This is a genomic window from Methylobacterium crusticola, from assembly GCF_003574465.1.
Classification (GTDB): Bacteria; Pseudomonadota; Alphaproteobacteria; order Rhizobiales; family Beijerinckiaceae; genus Methylobacterium; species Methylobacterium crusticola.
This window is the reverse complement of the sequence record NZ_QOWC01000016.1, coordinates 26,686-47,443: the sequence shown is the minus strand read 5'-3', so window position 1 is coordinate 47,443 and position 20,758 is coordinate 26,686. Positions and strand designations below refer to the sequence as shown.

At 74.8% G+C, this 20,758-nt stretch carries 20 protein-coding genes; 10 read left to right on the top strand and 10 right to left on the bottom strand.

Translation table 11 applies throughout. From position 1 onward, the window contains the following. Window positions 1–8: 8 nt before the first annotated feature. On the bottom strand, window positions 9–1,322 hold the full coding sequence (locus DT057_RS11615) for an MFS transporter (RefSeq protein WP_128562285.1): 1,314 nt from the start codon (window positions 1,320–1,322) through the stop codon (window positions 9–11). 398 nt (window positions 1,323–1,720) lie between these two features. On the opposite strand from DT057_RS11615, the gene DT057_RS11610 reads away from it, so the two are divergent. From DT057_RS11610 to DT057_RS11595, 4 genes are all read left to right on the top strand, one after another. Then, window positions 1,721–3,646, top strand: coding sequence for a bifunctional sugar phosphate isomerase/epimerase/4-hydroxyphenylpyruvate dioxygenase family protein (locus DT057_RS11610; protein WP_128562262.1), 1,926 nt, complete (start codon window positions 1,721–1,723; stop codon window positions 3,644–3,646). Between the two features lie 87 nt (window positions 3,647–3,733). Further along, window positions 3,734–4,657, top strand: coding sequence for an MBL fold metallo-hydrolase (locus DT057_RS11605; protein WP_128562261.1), 924 nt, complete (start codon window positions 3,734–3,736; stop codon window positions 4,655–4,657). 225 nt (window positions 4,658–4,882) lie between these two features. Continuing rightward, window positions 4,883–5,101 carry a hypothetical protein gene (locus tag DT057_RS11600; RefSeq protein WP_128562260.1) on the top strand — a complete coding sequence of 73 codons (219 nt, stop codon included), beginning with the start codon at window positions 4,883–4,885 and terminating at the stop codon, window positions 5,099–5,101. A gap of 93 nt (window positions 5,102–5,194) precedes the next feature. Beyond that, window positions 5,195–5,458: a hypothetical protein gene (locus DT057_RS11595; RefSeq protein WP_128562259.1), complete on the top strand. Its 264-nt coding sequence runs from the start codon at window positions 5,195–5,197 to the stop codon at window positions 5,456–5,458. Here DT057_RS11595 and DT057_RS11590 read toward each other — a convergent pair. The 9 genes from DT057_RS11590 to DT057_RS11550 form a co-directional block, all read right to left on the bottom strand. Further along, on the bottom strand, window positions 5,421–5,867 hold the full coding sequence (locus DT057_RS11590) for a DMT family transporter (protein WP_128562258.1): 447 nt from the start codon (window positions 5,865–5,867) through the stop codon (window positions 5,421–5,423). The two genes, DT057_RS11595 and DT057_RS11590, sit on opposite strands and share 38 nt — an antisense overlap. 12 nt (window positions 5,868–5,879) lie before the next feature. Further along, window positions 5,880–6,326 (bottom strand): DMT family transporter, encoded by a 447-nt coding sequence (locus DT057_RS11585; protein WP_128562257.1) that lies wholly within the window; start codon window positions 6,324–6,326, stop codon window positions 5,880–5,882. A 28-nt stretch (window positions 6,327–6,354) separates the two neighbouring features. Beyond that, entirely contained in the window at window positions 6,355–7,638 is a 1,284-nt protein-coding gene (locus tag DT057_RS11580) for an arsenic transporter (RefSeq protein WP_128562256.1), read from the bottom strand. 85 nt (window positions 7,639–7,723) lie between these two features. Next, complete coding sequence (locus DT057_RS11575; RefSeq protein WP_128562255.1) at window positions 7,724–9,052, bottom strand: MFS transporter; 1,329 nt, start codon at window positions 9,050–9,052, stop codon at window positions 7,724–7,726. Window positions 9,053–9,183: 131 nt separating this feature from the next. After that, the gene (locus tag DT057_RS11570) at window positions 9,184–9,882 is read right to left on the bottom strand and encodes a hypothetical protein (RefSeq protein WP_128562254.1); all 699 of its coding nucleotides are present in this window, start codon (window positions 9,880–9,882) and stop codon (window positions 9,184–9,186) included. Window positions 9,883–9,995: 113 nt separating this feature from the next. After that, complete coding sequence (locus tag DT057_RS11565; RefSeq protein ID WP_128562253.1) at window positions 9,996–11,375, bottom strand: sigma-54-dependent transcriptional regulator; 1,380 nt, start codon at window positions 11,373–11,375, stop codon at window positions 9,996–9,998. Beyond that, entirely contained in the window at window positions 11,360–12,907 is a 1,548-nt protein-coding gene (locus tag DT057_RS11560; protein ID WP_128562252.1) for a sensor histidine kinase, read from the bottom strand. Before DT057_RS11560 ends, DT057_RS11565 begins: the two co-directional genes overlap by 16 nt. Window positions 12,908–12,917: 10 nt before the next feature. Further along, window positions 12,918–13,691, bottom strand: a complete 774-nt coding sequence (locus DT057_RS11555; protein WP_128562251.1) for a glycerophosphodiester phosphodiesterase family protein — start codon at window positions 13,689–13,691, stop codon at window positions 12,918–12,920. Window positions 13,692–13,695: 4 nt separating this feature from the next. Then, a complete protein-coding gene (locus DT057_RS11550) occupies window positions 13,696–14,169 on the bottom strand; it encodes a RidA family protein (RefSeq protein ID WP_128562250.1) in 474 nt (157 codons plus the stop codon). Window positions 14,170–14,436: 267 nt separating this feature from the next. On the opposite strand from DT057_RS11550, the gene DT057_RS11545 reads away from it, so the two are divergent. From DT057_RS11545 to DT057_RS11520, 6 genes are all read left to right on the top strand, one after another. Continuing rightward, window positions 14,437–15,624, top strand: coding sequence for an aspartate aminotransferase family protein (locus DT057_RS11545; RefSeq protein ID WP_128562249.1), 1,188 nt, complete (start codon window positions 14,437–14,439; stop codon window positions 15,622–15,624). After that, entirely contained in the window at window positions 15,624–16,568 is a 945-nt protein-coding gene (gene argF / locus DT057_RS11540) for an ornithine carbamoyltransferase (RefSeq protein ID WP_128562248.1), read from the top strand. The genes DT057_RS11545 and argF overlap by 1 nt, the downstream gene beginning before the upstream one ends. 277 nt (window positions 16,569–16,845) lie before the next feature. Beyond that, entirely contained in the window at window positions 16,846–17,859 is a 1,014-nt protein-coding gene (locus DT057_RS11535) for an Hsp33 family molecular chaperone (protein ID WP_238313072.1), read from the top strand. Between the two features lie 75 nt (window positions 17,860–17,934). Next, window positions 17,935–18,399, top strand: a complete 465-nt coding sequence (locus DT057_RS11530; protein WP_128562247.1) for a PRC-barrel domain-containing protein — start codon at window positions 17,935–17,937, stop codon at window positions 18,397–18,399. A gap of 248 nt (window positions 18,400–18,647) precedes the next feature. Beyond that, complete coding sequence (locus tag DT057_RS11525; RefSeq protein ID WP_128562246.1) at window positions 18,648–19,262, top strand: LysE family translocator; 615 nt, start codon at window positions 18,648–18,650, stop codon at window positions 19,260–19,262. A gap of 183 nt (window positions 19,263–19,445) precedes the next feature. Then, the gene (locus DT057_RS11520) at window positions 19,446–20,753 is read left to right on the top strand and encodes a GGDEF domain-containing protein (RefSeq protein WP_128562245.1); all 1,308 of its coding nucleotides are present in this window, start codon (window positions 19,446–19,448) and stop codon (window positions 20,751–20,753) included. Window positions 20,754–20,758: the final 5 nt, after the last annotated feature.

Below are 20,758 nucleotides of genomic sequence, written 5' to 3'. Positions count from 1 at the left end.
GAGGGCCCTCAGCGCTTGCCGAGGGCGCTCATGGGCGTGCGGTAGGTCTCCCGGGCGGTGGCGATCGACAGGGCCGCGATCGCCGCCGTGACGGTGACGAAGGCCGCGACCGGGACCCAGCCGTTCGGGCCCTCGCCGAGCACCGCGGCGCTGATGGTCGGGGCGAAGCCGCCGAGGGCGAAGCCGATCTGGGTGCCGATCGCCATCCCGGAGAGGCGCACGCGGGTGTCGAACATCTCGCCGTAGAGCGAGGGCCAGACGCCGTTCGCCGCGCTGTAGACGACGCCCGAGAGCAGGATGCCGAAGGTGAAGATGAGCGGCAGGTTCACCTGGCTCAGGGACCACATGTAGGGCCAGATCAGCGCGGCGGAGCCGAGCGCCCCGAAGATGAAGACCGGCCGGCGGCCGATGCGGTCGGACAGGGCCGCGAAGGCCGGGATCGCGCCGAGCGCCACCACGTTGGCGAGGATCAGCACGGTGAGCATCGTCGCGCGCTCGATGTGCATCGTGTTGACGGCGTACGACAGGGTGAACACGCTGAAGATCGTGCTCACCACCGAGACCAGGGCCGCGAAGATCACCCGCAGCACGTCCGCCCACTGCACCCGGAACAGGGTCGCGATCGGCAGCTTGGCGGTGTCGTGGGCCTGCTCCTCCTGCTGGAAGGCCGGGGTCTCGGGCAGCGTGCGGCGGACCCAGAAGCCGACCGCGACCACGAGGGCGCTGAGGAAGAACGGGATGCGCCAGCCCCAGGACAGGAGCTGCGCCTCGGGCAGCTGGGCGATGGGCAGGAACACCAGGGTCGCGAGGATCAGGCCCGCCTGCGTGCCGCTCAGCGTGAAGCTCGTGAAGAAGGCGCGCCTGTCGTCGGGGGCGTGCTCGAGGGTCATGGAATTGGCCCCCGCCTGCTCGCCGGCGGCCGAGATGCCCTGGAGCAGGCGCGCCACCACGAGCAGGATCGGCGCCAGGATGCCGACCTGGTCGTAGGTCGGCAGCAGCCCGATCATGAAGGTCGAGATGCCCATGAGCAGCAGCGTGAAGGTGAGCACCTTCTTGCGCCCGAACTTGTCGCCGATGTGCCCGAGCGCCACGGCGCCGAGGGGCCGGGTGACGTAGCCGACCCCGAAGGTCGCGAAGGCCGCCACGGTGGCGAGCTTCGGGTCGACGGACGGGAAGAAGATCTTGCCGAACACCAGCGCGGCGGCGGTGCCGTAGATGAAGAAGTCGTAGTACTCGACGGCGCTGCCGATCCAGCTCGCGAGGGCGGCCTTGCGGGGCGCCTTCACGGCTTCGGGCGGGTGGGCCGCGCCCGCGCGGGGCATCGGCTGGGCGGGGGGTATCGCGTGGGCGGTCATGGGCGTTTCCTGTCGCGGGAGGGGGTTCGAGCCCGTTGGCTCGGGCCGCGCCGGCGGGGCCCCGGGCGGGCCGCCGCGTCGTTGGACGGGATGTCGGGAAGAGTGGCGCGCCGCCGCAGTGGCCGGGGATCGAGGCCCGGGCCGGCGGGGATCGGCGGGTTTGCGGCGCGCGTTCGCTCCTCTCCTCGGGCCTGCTGCGTTCCTCGTGCGGTGCGTTGTCGACTCGCTTGTCGGCAAATGTACGAACTGGTACGTTCATGTCAATCGGGAAATCGCGCCGCGCGCCGCGCCGGCCCGGACGGCGCCCTCGACGGGGCTGCGGGCCCGGTGCATCAAGGGACGCAGCGGACGAGCGGGAGGGACGGATGAGGAAGGCGATCGCCACGGTGTCGCTGAGCGGCACCCTGATCGAGAAGCTGGAGGCCATCGCCGCGGCCCGCTTCGACGGGGTCGAGATCTTCGAGAACGACCTCCTGTTCCACACCGGCGCCGCCCGGGACGTGCGCCGCTACGCCTCCGACCTCGGCCTGTCGATCGACCTGTTCCAGCCCTTCCGCGATTTCGAGGGCGTCTCGGACGCGCAGCTGAGGCGCAACCTCGACCGGGCCGAGCGCAAGTTCGACCTGATGGAGGAGCTCGGCGCCCCCCTGATCCTCGTCTGCTCGAACGTCGGCACCGAGGTCTCGGACGACGACGCCCGCATGGCCGACCAGCTCCACCAGCTCGCCGAGCGCGCTGCGCGGCGCGGGCTCAAGATCGGCTTCGAGGCCCTGTCCTGGGGCACGCGGGTGCGCACCTACGACCGCGCCTTCGGCATCGTCGAGCGGGCGAACCACCCCCATCTCGGCCTGATCCTCGACAGCTTCCACACCCTGGCGCTGCCCGACGACTGGTCCGGCATCGCGGGCCTGCCGGGCCAGCGGGTGTTCTTCGTCCAGCTCGCCGACGCGCCGCGCCTCGGCATGAACGCCCTGACCTTGAGCCGCCACTTCCGCTGCCTGCCGGGCCAGGGCGACCTCGACGTGCCGGGCTTCCTGCGGGCGGTGCTGGCGAGCGGCTACACCGGGACGATCTCGCTCGAGATCTTCAACGACGACATGCGGGCGGCGCCCCCGCGCCAGACCGCCGCCGACGGCCACCGCTCGCTCCTGTTCCTGGAGGAGCGGGTGCGCCGGGGCGACGAGGCCGCCGCGCAGGAGGCCGCCGCGGGCGCGCGCCGGCCCCGGCGCCGGGTCGAGCTGTTCGACCCGCCCCTGCCGCCGGCCATCGCCGGGCACCGCTTCCTCGAGGTGGCGGTGGACGAGCGCTGCGAGGGCGCGCTCGCGCGCCTGCTCACCCAGCTCGGCTTCCGCCGCATGGGGCGCCACCGCACCAAGGAGGTGACCCTCTACGGCCAGGGCGAGATCCGCATGGTGCTCAACCGCGAGCCGGATTCCTTCGCCTCCTCGTACTTCCTGGTCCACGGCCCCTCGGTCTGCGCCCAGGCGCTCGCCACCGACGACGCCCTGGCGGCGCTCGGGCGGGCGGAATCCTACGGCGCGGCGCGGTTCGGCGGCCGGATCGGGCCCGACGAGCACGCCTTCCCGTCGATCCGCGCGCCCGACGGCAGCCTGATCATCCTCACGGACGCCCAGACCGGGGGCGATTTCGAGAGCGATTTCGTGCTCGAGGCCGCGGCCGGGGCGCCGGCCGGCCACCTCACGCGCATCGACCACGTCGCCCAGGCCCTGCCGGAGGGGCAGCTCGATTCCTGGGTGCTGTTCTACCGCTCGGTGCTCGGTCTCGAGCCCGAGGATTCGATGATGCTGCCCGACCCCTACGGCCTCGTGCGCAGCAAGGCGGTCTCGAACGCCGAGCGATCCCTGCGCCTGCCGCTCAACATCTCGGAGAGCCGCAACACCGCGACGGCCCGGCTGGTGACGAGCTTCGCGGGCGCGGGCGTCCACCACATCGCGCTCGCGACGGACGACATCTTCGCGGCCGCCGAGGCCCTGAAGGCCGCCGGCGCCACCCTGCTGCCGATCCCGGCGAACTACTACGACGACGTGGCGGCCCGCTTCGGCCTCGACGACGCCGTCGTGGCCCGCATGCAGTCCTTCGGCATCCTCTACGACCGCGTCGGGGAGGGCGAGTTCTTCCACCTCTACACGACGCCGTTCGAGGAGCGGTTCTACTTCGAGCTCGTCCAGCGCCGCGACGGCTACGACCTCTACGGCGCGCCCAACGCGCCGGTCCGCATGGCGGCGCTCGCGGCCCTGCGCGGGCCGAACCTCTCGCAGGTGCTGCGCTGAGGGCGTGAGCGCGGGGGCCCGCCTCCGGCCCGGAACACGGACTCCAGGGGGGCATTAAGGGAGAGTTCGACCGCGCGAGGTGCCGGCATGGCTCAGCAGATCCCGATCACCCCCGCGGCCCGGGCGGACGGCCCGGCCGGGCCCGACGGCACCCACGCGGTGACGCCGGACCTGGCCTACCAGCGCCACGCCATCGTCAACGTGGCCTATCTCGGCCCGCCGGGGGCCGGCGACCGGGGCTGGGTGCTGCTCGATGCCGGCATCATGGGCTCGCGCGCCGCGATCGAGGCCGCGGCGGCGTCCCGGTTCGGCCCCGGCGCCCGCCCGTCCGCGATCGTGCTCACCCACGGCCACTTCGACCACGTCGGAGCGCTCGAGGACCTCGCCGAGGCCTGGGACGTGCCGGTCTGGGCCCATCCGCGCGAGCACCCCTACCTCGACGGCCGCGAATCCTACCCGCCGCCCGATCCGGGTGTCGGCGGCGGCCTCGTCGCGCGGCTGTCGCCGCTGTTCCCGACCCGGCCCGTCGACGTCGGCGCCCGCCTGCGGCAGCTGCCCGAGGACGGCTCCGTGCCGCCGCTGCCCGGCTGGCGCTGGCTCGCCACCCCCGGCCACTCGCCCGGCCACGTCTCGTTCTGGCGCGAGGCCGACCGCCTGCTGATCGCGGGCGACGCCTTCGTGACGACAGCCCAGGAATCCGCCTACGCGGTCGTCGTGCAGGCCCCCGAGATGCACGGCCCGCCGCGCTACCTCACGCCGGACTGGGAGAGCGCCGGGCGCTCCGTTACGGCCCTCGCGGCCCTCGAGCCCGAGATCGCCCTCACGGGCCACGGCCGCCCGATGCGCGGCCCCGCGCTGCGCGAGGCCCTGCACGCGCTCGCCCGGGACTTCGCCGTCGTGGCGGTGCCCCGGCACGGGCGGTACGTCGAGGCGCCCCTCAGGACCGGCGCGGACATCCCGGCGAGCCTCGCGCCCGGGAACCCGGCCGCCCGCCGGGACGGGCCGCCCTGACCCGCGCGGCGGCCCGCCGGGACGGGCCGCCCTGACCCGCGCGGCGGCCCGCCGGTATGGGCCGCCCTGACCCGCGCGGCGGCCCGCCGGGACGGGGAACCGCGGCCGCTCTCCCCGCAATCCACATCCGGGCGCATCAGCGCCCGCCCGAGGCCCGCGCGGGCTTGACCGAATCGGGCGTCCCGTGGCTTGTTCACGTTATGTTCTAACGGGGCGCGGGCGGCGATGGGCCAGGAGCGGGCGGACCGGCACGGCGAGGCGCGCTCCACCGTCGAGGCGATCGCGGCGGCCTATCTCACGGCGGCGCAAGGGGATTCCGGGATCGCCCTGCGCCAGGCCATCGCGGACGCCCTCGCGGATCTCGGCGAGGCCGAGCGGCGCACGCGCCAGCGCGACCGCCTGATCTCCCGCGGCTACGTGCGGTCCCGCATGCCCGAGGCCTGACGCTCCCGCGAGCCGCGTGCGCGCCAGCACGTTGGGCCGGCGGCCCAGGGGCTATTCCGCCGAGACTCCCCGCCATCACACGGGACGGACGCCATGCACACCAGAGCCGACCTCATCCGGTACGACATCCGCAAGGACCGACACGGCTGGACCGTCTACGACGTGCGGACCGGACGGACCGCCATCATCGACGAGGTGCTGCAGGTCGGCCTCGACATGGACGAGGCCGACACCATCGCGGACGCGCTCAGCGCCGGGGCGGACGACGCGCGGGCGCCCCTCGCCGCCTGGGCGGGCTGGGGCGCGCTGCCGGCCGGCCTCACGAGCGCGCGATCAGCACGATCCCGGCAACCATGAGGGCGGCCCCGCCCGCGCGCATCGGCCCGAGCCGCTTCGGCTTCATGCCGAGCCAGCCGAAATGGTCGATCGCCAGGGAGGCGAGGAGGTTCGCCGTGATGAGGAGCCCGTTGAACGGGCCCGCCCCGATCTCGTCGACGAACAGCAGGCCCATGAACACCGCGACCGCCCCGGCGATGCCCCCGAGCGGCGCCCACCAGGGCATCGCGGCGACGCTCGCCTTCTCGGGAAACGGCTGCGGCCGCACCGCCGCCATCGCGACGAACACGAACACGATCAGCAGGAAGGACACCAGAGCGGCGAGCCAGGGATTCGTGAGCGCGACCCGCAATTGCGCGTTCATCGAGTTGCCGAGCGCCTGGAGGGCGCCCGCCAGGAGCACGAAGGGGTAGAGCAGGGAGGCGGCCATCGGTTTCCCCCCTCAGCCCCGGGCGATGAGCGCGATGCCGCCGACCATCAGCACGGCGCCGAGCAGCCGGCCGGGCCCGAGGGCGTGCACCTGCATCCCGAGCCAGCCGAAATGGTCGATCCCCAGGGAGGTCAGGATGTTGGCGGTGATGAGGAGCCCGTTGAACGGCCCCGCCCCGACCTTGTCGACGAGGACGAGGCCGCCGAACACCGCCACCGCGCCGGCGAGCCCCCCGAGGGGCGCCCACCAGGGCATCCGGGCGAGGCCCTCGGCGGTCGGCAGCGGGGTCGGCAGCACCGCGAACAGGGTGACGAAGCAGAACACGATCAGCGTGAACGAGAGCGTGGCGGCGAGCCACGGGTTGACCACGGCGACGCGCAGCCGGGCGTTCATCGAGTTGCCCATCGCCTGGAGGATTCCGGCGACGAGGATCAGGGGATAGAGCCAGACGGCGCTCACGCGGGTCTCCTGCGGCGGGGGTCGAGGTTCAGCCGACCCACAGCAGGGCCGCGATGGCGAGGACGAGGGCCGGCGGCGTCACCAGGAGGCCGAGCTTGAGGAACGTCCAGGCCCCGACGTCCTCGCCCTCGCGTCGGAGCGCGGTGAGCCACAGGATGGTGGCGAGGGACCCGGTGACCGAGAGGTTCGGCCCGAGATCGACCCCGATCAGCACCGCGCCCGTGACGGCGTCGGGCACCTGCGCGGCCTGCACGGTGCTGCCCGCGATGAGCCCGGCCGGCAGGTTGTTGACGAGGTTGCAGGCCACCGCGACGAGGAGCCCGGCGCCCCAAGCGGTGCCCGTGGCGCTGTCGGCCGCCGCCGCCCGCAGCGCGTCGGCGAGCATCCGGATCAGGCCCGTGCGCTGGAGCGCCTCGACGAGCACGAACAGCCCGGCGACGAGGGGCAGCACGCCCCAGGAGATGTCCCGGACCACGGCGGCCGGGCTCTCGCGCTTGACGAGGAGGACCACCGCCGCGGTGAGCGTGCCCATCGCCAGGGTCGGCGGGCCGAGGTCGCGGCCGAGGGCCGAGGCGGCGGTCAGGGCCAGGGCCGTGAGGACGATGCCGAGGCCGGCGATCCGCCCCCCGGTGGTCAGGGGCTCGCGGGCGACGTCGGTGGCGACGGTCTCGGCCGCAAGCGCGCGCGCCTGCGTCAGGCGCAGGACCGCGTAGGTCGCCAGGATCGAGAGGGCCGACGGCAGGGCGAAGCGGGCGAGCCACGCCCTCAGGGGCGGCATGTGATCGCCGAACACCACGAGGTTCGCCGGGTTCGAGATCGGCAGCACGAAGGACGCCGCGTTGGCGATGAAGGCGCAGATGAAGAGGTAGGGCAGGGGCTCGCGCACCTTCGCGGCCTTGGCGGCGGCGTAGACGGCCGGCGTCAGCACCACCGCGGTGGCGTCGTTCGACAGGAACACCGTGACGACGGTGCCGACCCCGTAGACGAGGGTGAACAGCCGCGTGGCCGAGCCGCGGGCGAACCCGGTCGCGAGGGCGGCCAGCCAGTCGAACAGGCCCTCCTGCCGGGCGAGCTCGGCGAGCAGCATCATGCCGACGAGGAACAGGTAGACGTCGGTGCCCCGGGCGATGCCGGCGAGCGCGCCCTGGATCGGGATCAGGCCGAGGAGCACCAGCAGGGCCGCGCCGGCCACCGCCCAGACCGCCTCGGGCCACCGGAACGGCCGGGTGATCACCCCGGCGGTCGCCAGCCCGGCGATGCCCCAGGTGAGGGCGTTGAGTGTCGCCGGGTTCGCGCCGATGAGGCCGCCCATCGTCCAGTCCGTTCTCGTCGCGTGAGGGAGGGGGGCGGGCCCGGTCCGTGCGGGCGGCCGGAGCCGGCCGGCCCGCGGACGCAAGCTACTCCGCCGGCATCGCCAGGGGCGCGGCGCCGCCGCCGCGGGACGTCGTGCTGCGGCCGGGGTCGAAGCCCCGCGTCTCCGGCATGACGAGCAGGTAGAGCCCGAAGCCGAGGCCCGCGATGGCGGCGAGGCACAGGAAGGCGGCGGAGTACCCGGCCGACACGATGATCAGGCCCGCGAGCGTCGCGCTCAGGGCGGCGCCGAGCCCCTGCGCGGTCGCGACCGCGCCCTGGCTGACGTTGAACCGGCCGGTGCCGCGGGTGAGGTCCGCCACCACGATGGGGAAGAGCGCCCCGTAGATGCCGGCCCCGATCCCGTCGAGGCACTGCACCGCCACGAGGTAGTAGGGGTTGTCCGAGACGGTGTAGAGCACGCCCCGGAGCGCCAGCACCCCGAAGGCGACGAGGAAGATCGGCTTGCGGCCGACCGCGTCGGCCCTGGCGCCGACGAACATCGCCACCGGCACCATCACGCACTGCGCCGCCACGATGCAGACGGCGATCAGCGAGGTCGCGTTGTCCTTGCCCGACAGGTGCGTGAGGAGCTGCCCGACCGACGTCAGCATGGCGGCGTTCGAGAGGTGGAACACCGCCGCGAGCCCGGCGAAGAGCAGCAGGAACCTGTTCTGGAGGAGCGCGGTCAGGCCGGAGGGCTGCTCGCACGCCTCGTCCTCCGCGCAGTCGAGCCCGCGGGCGAGGTCGTCGTCGATCGCCTCCGCGGGCACCATCAGCATGGCGCCGATCGAGAGCGCCGCCAGGACGGCCATGAGCCAGAACACCACGATCGGCCCGAGGAAGTAGGCGAGCCCGCCTGCGAGGGCCGCCGACACCGCGTTGCCGGCGTGGTTGAAACCCTCGTTGCGGCCGATCCGCCGGGCAAAGAGGGTCGGCCCCACGACCCCGAGGGTGATCGCCGCCAGGGCCGGCGGGAAGACCGCCCCGGCGATGCCGGCGAGCGACTGCGTCGCCGCGACCGCGTAGAAGTTCCCGATGAAGGGCAGCGTGAGGCAGCTCAGGGTGACCGCCAGGGCGGCCGCGATCACGATCGCCCGCTTGTGGCGCGAGCGGTCGATCAGCGCCCCGGCCGGCGTCTGGGCGACGAGCCCGGCGATGCCCGCGATGGTCATCACCATCCCGGTCGTGGCCTCGTTCCAGCCCTGGTCGGGGCCCCGCACGGCGATCAGGTAGATGGCGAGGTAGGGGCCGAGGCCGTCGCGGACGTCGGCGAGCGTGAAGTTGAGGGCGTCGAGCCCGCGCAGGACCCGCCGCGAGGGCTGCCTCGCGGTCGCCTCCGCGGCGGCCGTCGGCGTCGTCGGTACGGTGCTCAACGTCGTCTCTCCTAGGGGGAGGCCAGTTCTCGGGAGGCGGCCCGGCGGGCCCGCAAGTGCCGGCCCGGAGCGCAAACCGGAGGAGCGGCAGAAGGTTTCGCAGGTCCTGGATTATTTTTCGGAACTGTACGTCAACCGCGGGGCGGCGCCTCGGGCTTTCCCGGGGGCGGGGGCCGGGGCCGGCCCGGCTCCCCGGGCGGGCCGCGGTCGAGCGCGGTCATCCGGTCCGGGGTGGCGCCGAGCGCCCGCACCTCCACGACGGTGCCGAGCGCCGTCGCGAGGCGGTCGCCCCGGGCGCTGACGCTCTGGCCCGCCCTGAGCAGGTCCGCCCGGCGAGCCGCCTCGTGCGGCGGCATGCGCAGGGCGGTGCCGTCCTCGAGGAGGACGCCGTTCACCTCGCCGCGCCGGCCGTGGAGGACCATCGCGACCCTGCCCGAGAGGGTGGCGTCGCGGCCCTCGCGGTTGGGCGGGCCCTCGTCGACGACGGCGGCGCCGGTCGCCTCGTTGCGCAAGCCGATGCCGTCGACGAGGGGCACGGCCCGGGCCCGGACGCCCCGGACCGTCACGGCGTCGCCCGGCCTGACCGCGAACACGACCTGCGCGGTCAGGTGGGGCGGCAGGTTGACCTCGGTGCCGTCGGTGAGGATGAGGCCGTCGACGTCGCCGCGGGGCGTGAGCGTGTAAAGCTTCACGACCCCGCGGGTCTCGGGCAGCGAGGCCGGGTCCCAGACCGGGCCGGGGCTCTGGGCGAGCCCGGTCCCGGCCCCGAGGCCGGCGAGGGCCAGGGGCACCGCGGCGAGGCGGCGGGCGGTCTCGATCAGGGTCGCCATCGGGGTGGTCCTCGCGGGAGGTTGCGACCGCCTCCACCGCAACCGCCGTGCCACGGCCCGGAGGACCCTGCCCGCGGGGCGGGGCGACCGGGGCTCCCGCCCTGCTCCCGCCTTCAGGTGTCGTCCTTCCCGACACCCCCTGTCGCCTCGCCCGACACCGCGCCGCCGAGCCCGTAGCGCTCGATCTTGGCGTAGAGGAGCTGGCGCTGGATGCCGAGGCGGCGCGCCGCCTCGGCCCGGTTCCCCCCGGTCTCCCGCAGGGCGCGCGCGATCATCGCGGTCTCCAGGCGCGCCACGGCGCCCGGCAGGTCGCCCGCCAGCCAGTCGGCCTCGGCGGGCGGGGCGTCCGGGCCGAGGTCGAGGTCGCCGGCCCGGATCTCCGCGCCCCGCACGAGCACGGCGGCGCGCTCGACGGCGTTCCTCAGCTCGCGCACGTTGCCGGGCCAGGGATGGGCGAGGAGGCGGGCGGCGGCGCCCGCGCCGAGCCGCATCGCCGGGCGCCCCTCCCGCCCGACCGCCTCGCGCAGGAAGTGCTCGGCGAGGGGCAGGATGTCGGCGAGGCGCTCGCGCAGGGGCGGCAGGGCGATCGGCACGACGTTGAGCCGGTAGAACAGGTCCGCCCGGAAGGCGCCCGCCGCCACCAGGGCCGGGAGGTCGCGGTGGGTCGCCGCGACGACCCGGGCGTCCACCCGCACGGGCCGGCCGCCGACCGGCGTGACGATGCGCTCCTGCAGCGCCCGCAGGATCTTGGCCTGCATGGCGGCCGGCATGTCGCCGATCTCGTCGAGGAACAGCGTGCCGCCTTCAGCCTCCCGGAAGGCGCCGGGCCGGTCCGACGCGGCCCCCGTGAAGGCGCCGCGGGCGTGGCCGAACAGCTCGCTCTCCAGGAGCTCGGCGGGTATCGCCGCGCAGTTGACCGGCACCAGGGGCCCGCCCTGGCGCCGTCCGTGGGCGTGCAGCGCCCGGGCCACCAGCTCCTTGCCGGTCCCGGTCTCGCCCTGGATCAGCACCGTGGCGTCGCTGTCGGCCGAGAGCCCGATCGCCTTCTGCACGCGCCGCATGGCCTCGCTGGCGCCGATGAGCGCGTCGCCCGAAGCGGGCGGCGGGGCCGCCGCGGCGGGCCGGCGCGCGGGCGCCAGCATCTGCCCGACGAGGGCGGCGAGCGCCTCGCGGCCGACGGGCTTCGTCAGGTGGTCGTGGGCGCCGAGCCGCATCGCCTCGATGGTGTTCTCGGCGCTGGCGTAGGCCGTCAGGATCGCCACCGGCGGGGCGTCCTCCCGGGCGCGCAGGGCCCGCAGCACCGCCATGCCGTCGACCTCGCCCGGCATCCGGAGGTCGAGCAGCACCGCGTCGATGGCGGCCGGCCCCGCGAGGTGGGCCAGCGCCTCCCGGCCGGAGGCCGCCCGGGCGACCGCGTGGCCGAGATCCGCCACGGTCTCGGCGAGGGAGTCGCGCAGGGCCGGGTCGTCGTCGACGATCAGGACGGTCGGCATGGCGGGCGGGTCTCGGGCGGGCGGGTCTCGGGCAGGTCGAACTCCGGCAGGTTGGTTTCGGGCAAGTCGATCTCAGGCAGGCCGGTCTCCGGCAGGTCGATCTCGAAGGTGGCGCCCCGGTCGCCCGGCCGCAGGCGGGCCTCGCCGCCGTGAGCCTGCGCGATCTCCCGCACGATGGCGAGGCCGAGGCCCGAGCCCTCCGGCCGGCCGGTGACGAAGGGCTCGAACAGCCGCCCCCGCACCGTCTCCGGCACGCCGGGCCCGTCGTCGGCGACCCGCAGGCGGAGCCGGCCGGCCTCCCGCGCCGCCGAGAGCCGCACCGCGCCCCCGGGGGCGTTCTGGATCGCGTTGAGGACGAGGTTGTCGAGGGCGCGGCCGATCTGCTCGGGATCGAGGACGGGCCGGGCGCCGGGGGCCGGGGCCTCCACCGTGAGCGCGACGCCGCCGGCCCGCGCCAGGTCCTCGTGCAGGGCGGCGCTGCGGGCGAGGAGCGCGCCGAGGTCCACCGGCCGGGGCCGCGGGGGGCGGTTCTGCGTGAGGTTGAGGAGGTCCCGGAGCAGGCCGTCCATGCGGGCGACCTGGTCGAGCACCACGCCCAGGGCCGCCCGGGCCCGGGCCGGATCGGGGCTCGCGAGGGCGTTCTCGGCCTTGAGGCGCATGGCCGCGAGGGGATTGCGGATCTCGTGCGCGACGCCGGCGGCGAGCCGGCCGGCCGCGGCCATGCGCTCGGCCGCGAAGGCCTGCCGGCGGGCCTGCGCGAGGCGCGCGCCGGCCGCGTTGAGGGCGTCGACCAGCCGGTCGAGCTCCCGCTCGCCCGTCAGCGGCAGGCGCGGCAGCTCGCCCCCGTCCTTGCGGTGGGCCGCCAGCGCCCGCTCGATCGCCGTGATGGGCCCGGAGACCGCGTAGAGCAGGCGCCCGAGGAACGCCGCCGACCCGAGCACGGTGAGCGTCAGGAGGCCGAGGCCGAGGAGCAGCTGATCGTAGGCCGGGCCCTGGCCCGTGAAGGCGCGGCCCATGGCCCAGGCCGTGAGCTCGGGGACGGGCCCCGGCAGGGGGCAGGCGTGGAGCACCAGCGCCTGCGTGCGGCCGGGCCGGCGCACGAGGACGGGGCGGTCGTCCCGCAGCGCCTCGGCGTTCGCCTGCGCGATGGCGGCGATCTCGGCCGCCGGCAGGTCGGTCTTGGGGCCGCTGCCCTCGTAGGTCGGGAACGCGTAGGCGAGGGAGCCGGCTGCCGCCTGCCAGATCCCGCCCTCGATCCCGGCGGCGTGGCGCAGGGCCACCTGCACGACGGCGTCGAGGTCGCGGCGCAGCCCGGCATCGACGGCGCCGCCCGCGGGCCCGCCCCAGCCCGCGGTCAGGAAGGCGTAGCGCTCGGCGATGTCCCGGCACGCCCGGCCCGCCGCCGCCTCGGTCTGCGCCACCTGCTGGGCCGCCGACTGCCGGTAGAACACCACCAGCAGCAGGCCCGTGGCGGCGGCCGAGGCCAGGAGAAGGAGCCAGAGGGCGAGGAGGCGGCCGCGCAGGGAGCGCATGGGGACCTCCTCAGGGCCGGAACCCCTCGAACACCATCTGGTCGGCGTGCGCCCCGGCGAGCCGCACCTGCGCGGGCGTCCGCACGGTCCAGGCCATCACGGGCATCCGGCCGAGGAGGCGGCCGAGATGGGTCGCGGCGTTCGGCAGGTCGTCGACGCGCCAGGACAGGAAGTCGGGGCGGCTCTCGGCGAGGTGCAGGAGGTGCGCGAGGGCGTGGCGGGCCGGCCCGCCGAGCGCGGCGTAGCCGGGGTCGTCGTGGCGGCTCTCGGCCACCATCCCGCGGGGGATGCCCGGCGCGAGCTCGGCGAGCGCCCCGACGATCGCCGGGTCGAACGACTTCAGGGCGAGCGGGCCGTCGTAGCCGGCCACGATCTCGGCCGTCCTGCGGGCGAGCGCGAGGTCGCCGTCGTGCCGGGTCTTCACCTCGACGACGAGGGGCGTGCGCCCGGCGACGACCCGGAGGAACTCGGTCAGGGTCGGGATGCGCTGGTCGCTGCCGGCGACCGTGAGGGTCGCGAGGTCGGCCGCCGTGCGGCTGCGCACGAGGTCCGGCACGCCCGCCAGGCGGCCGAGGCCCTCGTCGTGGAACACCACCGCGTCGCCGTCGCGGCTGAGCTGCACGTCGCACTCGATGGCGTAGCCGCCCGCGATCGCGGCCTGCGCTGCCGCGACGGTGTTCTCGGGCACGCCCGAGGCCCGGTCGTGCAGGCCCCGATGGGCGATCGGGCGGGCGGTGAGCCAGTCCGGGCTCAGGCGCTCCGGCAGGGGCGGGGGCAGGGTCATGGCGTCATCGGACCTCGAACATGCCCTCGACCTCGACGACGGCGTCGAGGGGCAGCTCGGCGACGCCGACGGTCGAGCGGGCGTGGCGGCCGCGCTCGCCCAGCACCGCCACCATCAGGTCCGAGGCGCCGTTCATCACGCCCGCCACCGCCGAGAAGCCGGGCGCGGCGTTGATGAAGCCGCCGAGCCGGATGCAGGACACCACCGCGTCGTCGAGGTTGCCGACCGCGGCCTGGAGCTGGGCCAGCACGTTGAGGGCGCAGTGGCGCGCCGCCTCGGTGGCGGCCTCGGGCGAGACCGCGGCGCCGACCTTGCCCTTGTGGGCCTCCGCGAGGGTGCCGTCCGGCCCGAAGCAGATCTGCCCCGAGACCACGACGAGGTTGCCGGCGCGCCGGAACGGCACGTAGTTGGCCACGGGCGCCGCGGCGGGCGGCAGGACGTAGCCGAGCTCCTTCAGGCGGTCCAGGGTCGCGCTCATGCTCGTCGTCTCCTGAGATCGGCCGGCCGGGGAGGGATCGCTTCGCGGCGGGCGGCGTTGATCGGATGCGCGACGGTGTCTGCCCCGGAGGACCGCCCGCCGCAAGGCCGAAGGCGCGGGCCGGGTCCCGGCGCCGGGCCGAGACCTCGGTCCCGGCCGCGGCGTTGACAGGCCGGCCTCGTTCCATAGTATCCGCGCGCGTGCCGCCCTTCGAGGCGGCGCTTTGTTTTTCGGTCGACTCCACTCGACCGCGACGGAGACGGGATCGTGACCTCCTCGCTGCTGCCGACCTATGCCCGGGCCAAGGTGTCCTTCGAGCGCGGTGAGGGCGCCTGGCTCGTCGCCCGAGACGGCTCGCGATACCTCGACTTCGGCGCCGGCATCGCGGTCAACGCCCTCGGCCACGCCCACCCGCACCTCGTCGCGGCCCTGACCGAGCAGGCGCAGAAGGTCTGGCACGTCTCGAACCTGTTCGAGGTCCCGGACGGCGAGCGCTTCGGCGAGCGCCTGGTGGCGGCGACCTTCGCGGACGTGGCGTTCTTCGCCAACTCGGGCGCCGAGGCCAACGAGGCCGCCATCAAGATGGCGCGCAAGTACCACGCCGCCGGCGGCCACCCGGAGCGCTTCCGCATCGTCACCTTCGAGGGCGCCTTCCACGGCCGCACCCTCGCCACCATCGCGGCGGGCGGCCAGCAGAAGTACATCGAGGGCTTCGGCCCGAAGGTCGAGGGCTTCGACCAGGTGCCGTACGGTGACCTGGAGGCCCTGAGGACCGCCATCACGCCCGAGACCGCGGCCCTGATGATCGAGCCGATCCAGGGCGAGGGCGGCGTGCGGGTGGTGACGCCCGAGTGGCTGCGCGCCCTGCGCGGCCTGTGCGACGAGCACGGCCTCCTCCTGATCATGGACGAGGTCCAGACCGGCATCGGCCGGACCGGCAAGCTCTTCGCCCACGAGTGGTCGGGCGTCACGCCCGACATCCTGTCGGCCGCCAAGGGCATCGGCGGCGGATTCCCGCTCGGCGCCTGCCTGGCGACCGCGGAGGCCGCCCGCGGCATGACGCTCGGCACCCACGGCACCACCTTCGGGGGCAACCCGCTCGCCATGGCGGTGGGCAACGCGGTCCTCGACGTGGTGCTGGCGCCGGGCTTCCTCGAGCATGTCCGGCAGACGGGCCTGCTCCTCAAGCAGCGCCTGGCCGCCCTCAAGGACCGCCACCCCGACGTCATCACGGAGGTGCGCGGGGAGGGGCTGATGATGGGCCTGCGCCTGTCGGTCCCCAACACGGACTTCGCCGCCGCCGCCCGGACCGAGCACCTGATCGTGATCCCGGCCGGCGACAACGTCGTGCGGCTCCTGCCGCCGCTGATCATCGGCGAGGCCGAGGTCGCGGCCGCCCTCGACCGGCTGGAGGCCGCCTGCTCCGCCCTGGAGGTCCGGGGGGCCGCCGAGTGATGAACGCGCCCGTGATCACGCCGACCCGGCACTTCCTCGACCTGGCCGACTTCTCGCCGGCGCAGCTGCGCACGGTGCTCGACGCCTGCGCCGACCTGAAGCGCCGCCGCCGCAAGGGCGAGCCGCCGGCGGAGCGCCCGCTCGCCGGCAAGTTCCTGGCGATGGTCTTCGACCGGCCCTCGACCCGCACCCGCGTCTCCTTCGACGTGGCGATGCGCGAGCTCGGCGGCGAGACCCTGATGCTGACCGGGCGCGAGATGCAGCTCGGCCGCGGCGAGACCGTGGCGGACACCGCCCGGGTGCTGTCGCGCTACGTCGACGCCATCATGATCCGCATCCTCGACCACGGCATGATGCTGGAACTCGCCGAGCACGCCGAGATCCCGGTGATCAACGGCCTGACCAAGGCCTCGCATCCCTGCCAGATCATGGCCGACGTGCTGACCTTCGAGGAGCATCGCGGGCCGATCAAGGGACGCACCGTGGCGTGGTCGGGCGACGCCAACAACGTGCTGGCCTCCTGGGCCCACGCGGCGGCCCGGTTCGACTTCCGCCTCAACGTCGCCTGCCCGCCCGAGCTCCCGGTGCCGCCGGAGCTGGTGGCCCGGGCCCGCGCCGAGGGGGCCGAGGTCACGGTGACGAGCGACCCCTTCGCGGCGGTGGCGGGCGCCGACGCCGTCGTGACGGATTGCTGGGTCTCCATGGGCGACGAGGACGAGGCCCACCGCCACAACCTCCTGATGCCCTACCAGGTCAACGGGCGCCTGATGGCGGCGGCCGCCAAGGACGCGGTGTTCATGCACTGCCTGCCGGCGCACCGGGGCGAGGAGGTCACCGCCGAGGTCATCGACGGGCCGCAATCCGTGGTCTTCGACGAGGCCGAGAACCGCCTGCACGCCCAGAAGGGCATCCTGGCCTGGTGCCTCGGCGCCGTGCAGGCGTAGGCGCGCGCCCGGGCCCTCAAGCCCCCGGGCGTCCCCGGCCCCGCCCCGCCGCTCGGGCCGCCTGCCCGCCGGGAGGCGCCGCGCGGGGCCGCCCGGCCTTCGAAACGCGGGCCCGCGCCCCCATATGCCGCGTCACGCCGGTCTCCCGACGCGGCGGCTCCCTCCCCGGGCACCCGACGCGCGAGGGCCGCGAGGCCGGGCGAGCCGCCCCGTCGGGAGACCTTGATTGTCAGTTGCACGAGAGCCGGGCCGCGGCGCGCCCGGCGGCGGTGAGGCCATGCGTTCGGACACAACCCACTCCCAGATGGCGACCCCCCCGGGCGAGGGCCGGGACGACGTCGTCCTGCCCTTCGCGGTGGAGCCCCTCGACGTGCGCGGCCGGGTCGTCCGGCTGGGCCCCTCGATCGACACGATCCTGCGCCGCCACGGCTACCCCGAGCCCGTGGCCCGGCTCCTCGGGGAGGCGGCGGCGCTGACGGTGCTGCTCGGCGCCTCGCTCAAGTTCGAGGGCCGGTTCCAGCTCCAGACCAAGACCGACGGCCCCGTCGACATGGTGGTGGTGGATTTCGAGGCGCCCGACCGCCTGCGGGCTACGGCGCGCTTCGACGCCGGCCGGGTCGGCGCCGGCGCCAAGGCGGATGCCGCCGCCCTGCTCGGGCGCGGCCACCTCGCGATGACGATCGACCAGGGCTCGTCCCAGAGCCGCTACCAGGGCGTCGTCGCGCTGGAGGGCCAGGGCTTCGAGGAGGCGGCGCACCAGTACTTCCGCCAGTCGGAGCAGATCCCGACCCGGGTGCGCCTCGCGGTGGCCGAGCAGGTGGGGGAGGGGGCCGAGCACTGGCGGGCCGGCGGCCTCCTGATGCAGTTCCTGCCGCACTCGCCCGAGCGCGCCCGCCTCGCCGACCTGCCGCCCGGCGACCTGCCGGAGGGCCACGCGCTCCTCGCCGGGAGCCAGCCCGCCGAGGACGACGCCTGGGTCGAGGCGAAGTCCCTCGTCGCGACGGTCGAGGACCACGAACTCGTCGATCCCACGGTGTCGAGCGAGCGCCTGCTCTACCGGCTGTTCCACGAGCGGGGGGTGCGGGTGTTCGAGGCGCAGGGCGTGCGCGAGGCCTGCCGCTGCTCGCGCGAGCGGGTGATGGGGATGATCCGCCGCTTCTCCGACGAGGAGCGCCGCGACATCGTGGGCGACGACGGCCGCATCGGCATCACCTGCGAGTTCTGCTCGCGCCATTACGACCTCGACCCGGCCGAGGTGGAGGCCGAGATCGCCGCCGGGCCGGAGGCGTGAGGGAACTTTAGGGTGCCTCGCCGGATACATCTGCGCCCGGGCCCGCCGGGCTCCCGTCCGTTCCCGGAGTCGTTGATGCACCGCCGCCCGTTCCTCGCCGTCGCGATCCTGCTGCTCGCCGGCGCCAGCGCCGCCACGGCCCAGAGCACCGGCGTCCAGCCGGCGCCGGCGGCCCCGGCCACGTTGTCGGACAGCCTGCGCCCGACCTTCGTGGCCCAGGAGCCGAGCGACGTCGTCGCCTCGAAGCTCGTCGGGCTCAGCATCCAGAACGGGGCCAACGACACCATCGGAACGGTCGCCGACATCGTGTTCGGGCCCGACATGACGGTGAAGTCGTACGTCGTCGGGGTCGGCGGCTTCCTCGGCATCGGCACCAAGTACGTCTCGATCGCAACCAGCGCGATCAAGATCAGCCGTCCCGACGACAAGACGCTCAAGGCCGTGATCGACACCGACAAGGACCAGCTCCGCGCCGCCCCCGAGTACGTCTACCTGTCCCAGCAGGACGACAAGACGAAGAAGGACACGCCGAAGCCGTGATGCCCACGAGGCGCGCCCGCCCCGGTTGAAACGGCCGCGGCTCCCGAATCGTCGTCGGGGACGACCGCCGGCAGCCGGTCCCCCGCCTCGACACGCGATCCGCGTGGCAGCTCGTCCGCGTGCCCGGCGAAGCAGTCGGGTCCGGCCTCTCGGCGCGGCCGGCCGGGGGGCTCGCGGATGCGCCGGCAGACAGGCCGGCGCATCCGTGCCAGGCTGGCGCGTCACCCGAGCCGACCCGCCGCGCCGCCATGCACCTCGACCTCTACCTCGCCTTCGTGGCCGCGACGGTCGTGCTGATCCTGATCCCCGGACCGAACGTCGCCCTGATCGTCGCCAACAGCGTGGCGCACGGCACCGCCTACGGCCTCGCCACGGTGGCGGGGACGAGCGCCGCGATGGTGGTGCAGCTCGCCCTGACGGTGCTCGGCACGGCGGCCCTGCTCGGCACCCTCACGGGCTGGTTCGAAGCCCTGCGCTGGGCCGGCGTCGCCTACCTGGCCTGGCTCGGCCTGCGGGCCTGGCGAGCCCCGCCCGCCGACCTCGGCCGGACCCGGCCCGAGCCCAGGGCCGCGGGCGCGATGGTCCTCAGGGGCTTCCTCGTCTCGCTCGGCAACCCGAAGACGGTGCTGTTCTTCGGTGCGTTCCTGCCGCAATTCGTCAGTCGGGACGCGGACGCGTTCGGACAGCTCCTGCTCCTGTCGGCGACGTTCCTCGGGCTCGCGGTCGTGCTCGACGGTGCCTGGGCGATCGTGTCCGGCCGGTTCCGCATCGCGCTCACAGGGCGCGCGCGCTGGCGCGGCCGGCTCACCGGCGGTCTCCTGATCGGTGCCGGCCTCGGCCTCGCGCTCGTCCGCGAGCCGTGAGCCCGCGCGCCGAAATCTGATCTTCCCTTTGGGAATGTGCCGGGTTTCACGGGATTTTTACGCGCCTCTACGTTTGATGGCCTCGACGGCGGGCTCGGTGTCCAGACCCGACGCCGCCCATGGGCCATCCCAGTGAGCCGGATCGACCGTACCAAGGCCCGGAACGACGGCGAGGCCGCCCGCGTGGCGGACGCGTTGGACGCGCTGGACGAGGAGGAATCGAAGCGCCTGCTCGCCGAGATCGAGCAGGCGATGCGCAGCCGGATGCACACCATCCGGCTCACCGACCGGCTCCAGAAATTCTACTTCCTGGCGACCCGGCGCCAGCGCAGCCGCATAGCCCGAGCGTGGTTCCTCGCGGTCGTCGCCATCAACCTCCTGACGATCGGCATCGACGCCATCCTGCACCCGCCCGTGCTCGGCCTCTCGCTCGCGATGCGGGCGGGGTTCATCCCCTTGGTCTACGGCATCCTGATCGGCGTCTGGCTGCGGCCGCGCCGGGCCTGGATCGAGGGCGCGACGCTCCCGCTCGCGGTGGCCGCCATGATGGTCGTGGCGGGGGTGATCAGCCGCCGGGCGGGCTTCCCGGGCAACGACTACCTCCTCGCCGGGCTGTTCGGCATCTCGACGGGCGTCGTGGTGATCCCCGTCGGCGTGGCCTGGACGATCCTGGGCGCCGCCGTCGCCATCGGGTCGTTCACGCTCCACGGCGCCTTGGGGCCGGCGCCCTGCATCCGCACGCTGATGTTCAGCCTCTACTGCGCCGCGGTGGTCGGCGCCCTGGTGCCGGCGAGGGCGGGGCTCAACGCCGTGATCCAGCACGCCTTCCTGCTCAGGCTCAAGAGCAGCATCCAGAGCCGGGCGCTCGCGGCCGCCAACGCCCGCCTCGCCGTCCAGGCCAGCACGGACACGCTCACCGGGCTCGCGAACCGCCGCGGCTTCGACGAGGCGGCGAACCGGCTCCTGCGGGCGGATGCGGGCCTCCCCTCGCGCCGCCTCGGCATCGTCATCGCCGACATCGACTTCTTCAAGCGCCTGAACGACACCGCCGGCCACCCGGCGGGCGACCGCTGCCTCGAGGCCGTGGCCGGGGCGATCCGGGCCTGCATCCCGAAGGGCGGGCTCGCGGCGCGCTACGGCGGCGAGGAGTTCATCTGCCTCCTGGTCGATCCGACCCCCGGCACGCTGCAACGCCTGGCCGAGGGGCTCCGCGCCGGCGTCGAGGCCCTGGGCTGGGCCAACCCGGGCCTCGGGCCCGGAGCCACCGTGACGGTGAGCGTCGGGATCGCGCTCGCGGCCCGGGATGGCGGCACGGCCGGCCTCGCGGACCTGATCGCGGCGGCGGATTCGGCCCTCTACCGGGCGAAGGCGGACGGACGCAACCGGGTCGTGGCCGCCTGGGAGGGGGGCGCCAGGGGGGCGGCTGACCGGGGCGCGGCCCGCCTCCCGGCCGCCGTCCCGGCCGCCGTCCCGGCGACGCGGGCCTCCTGAGCCGT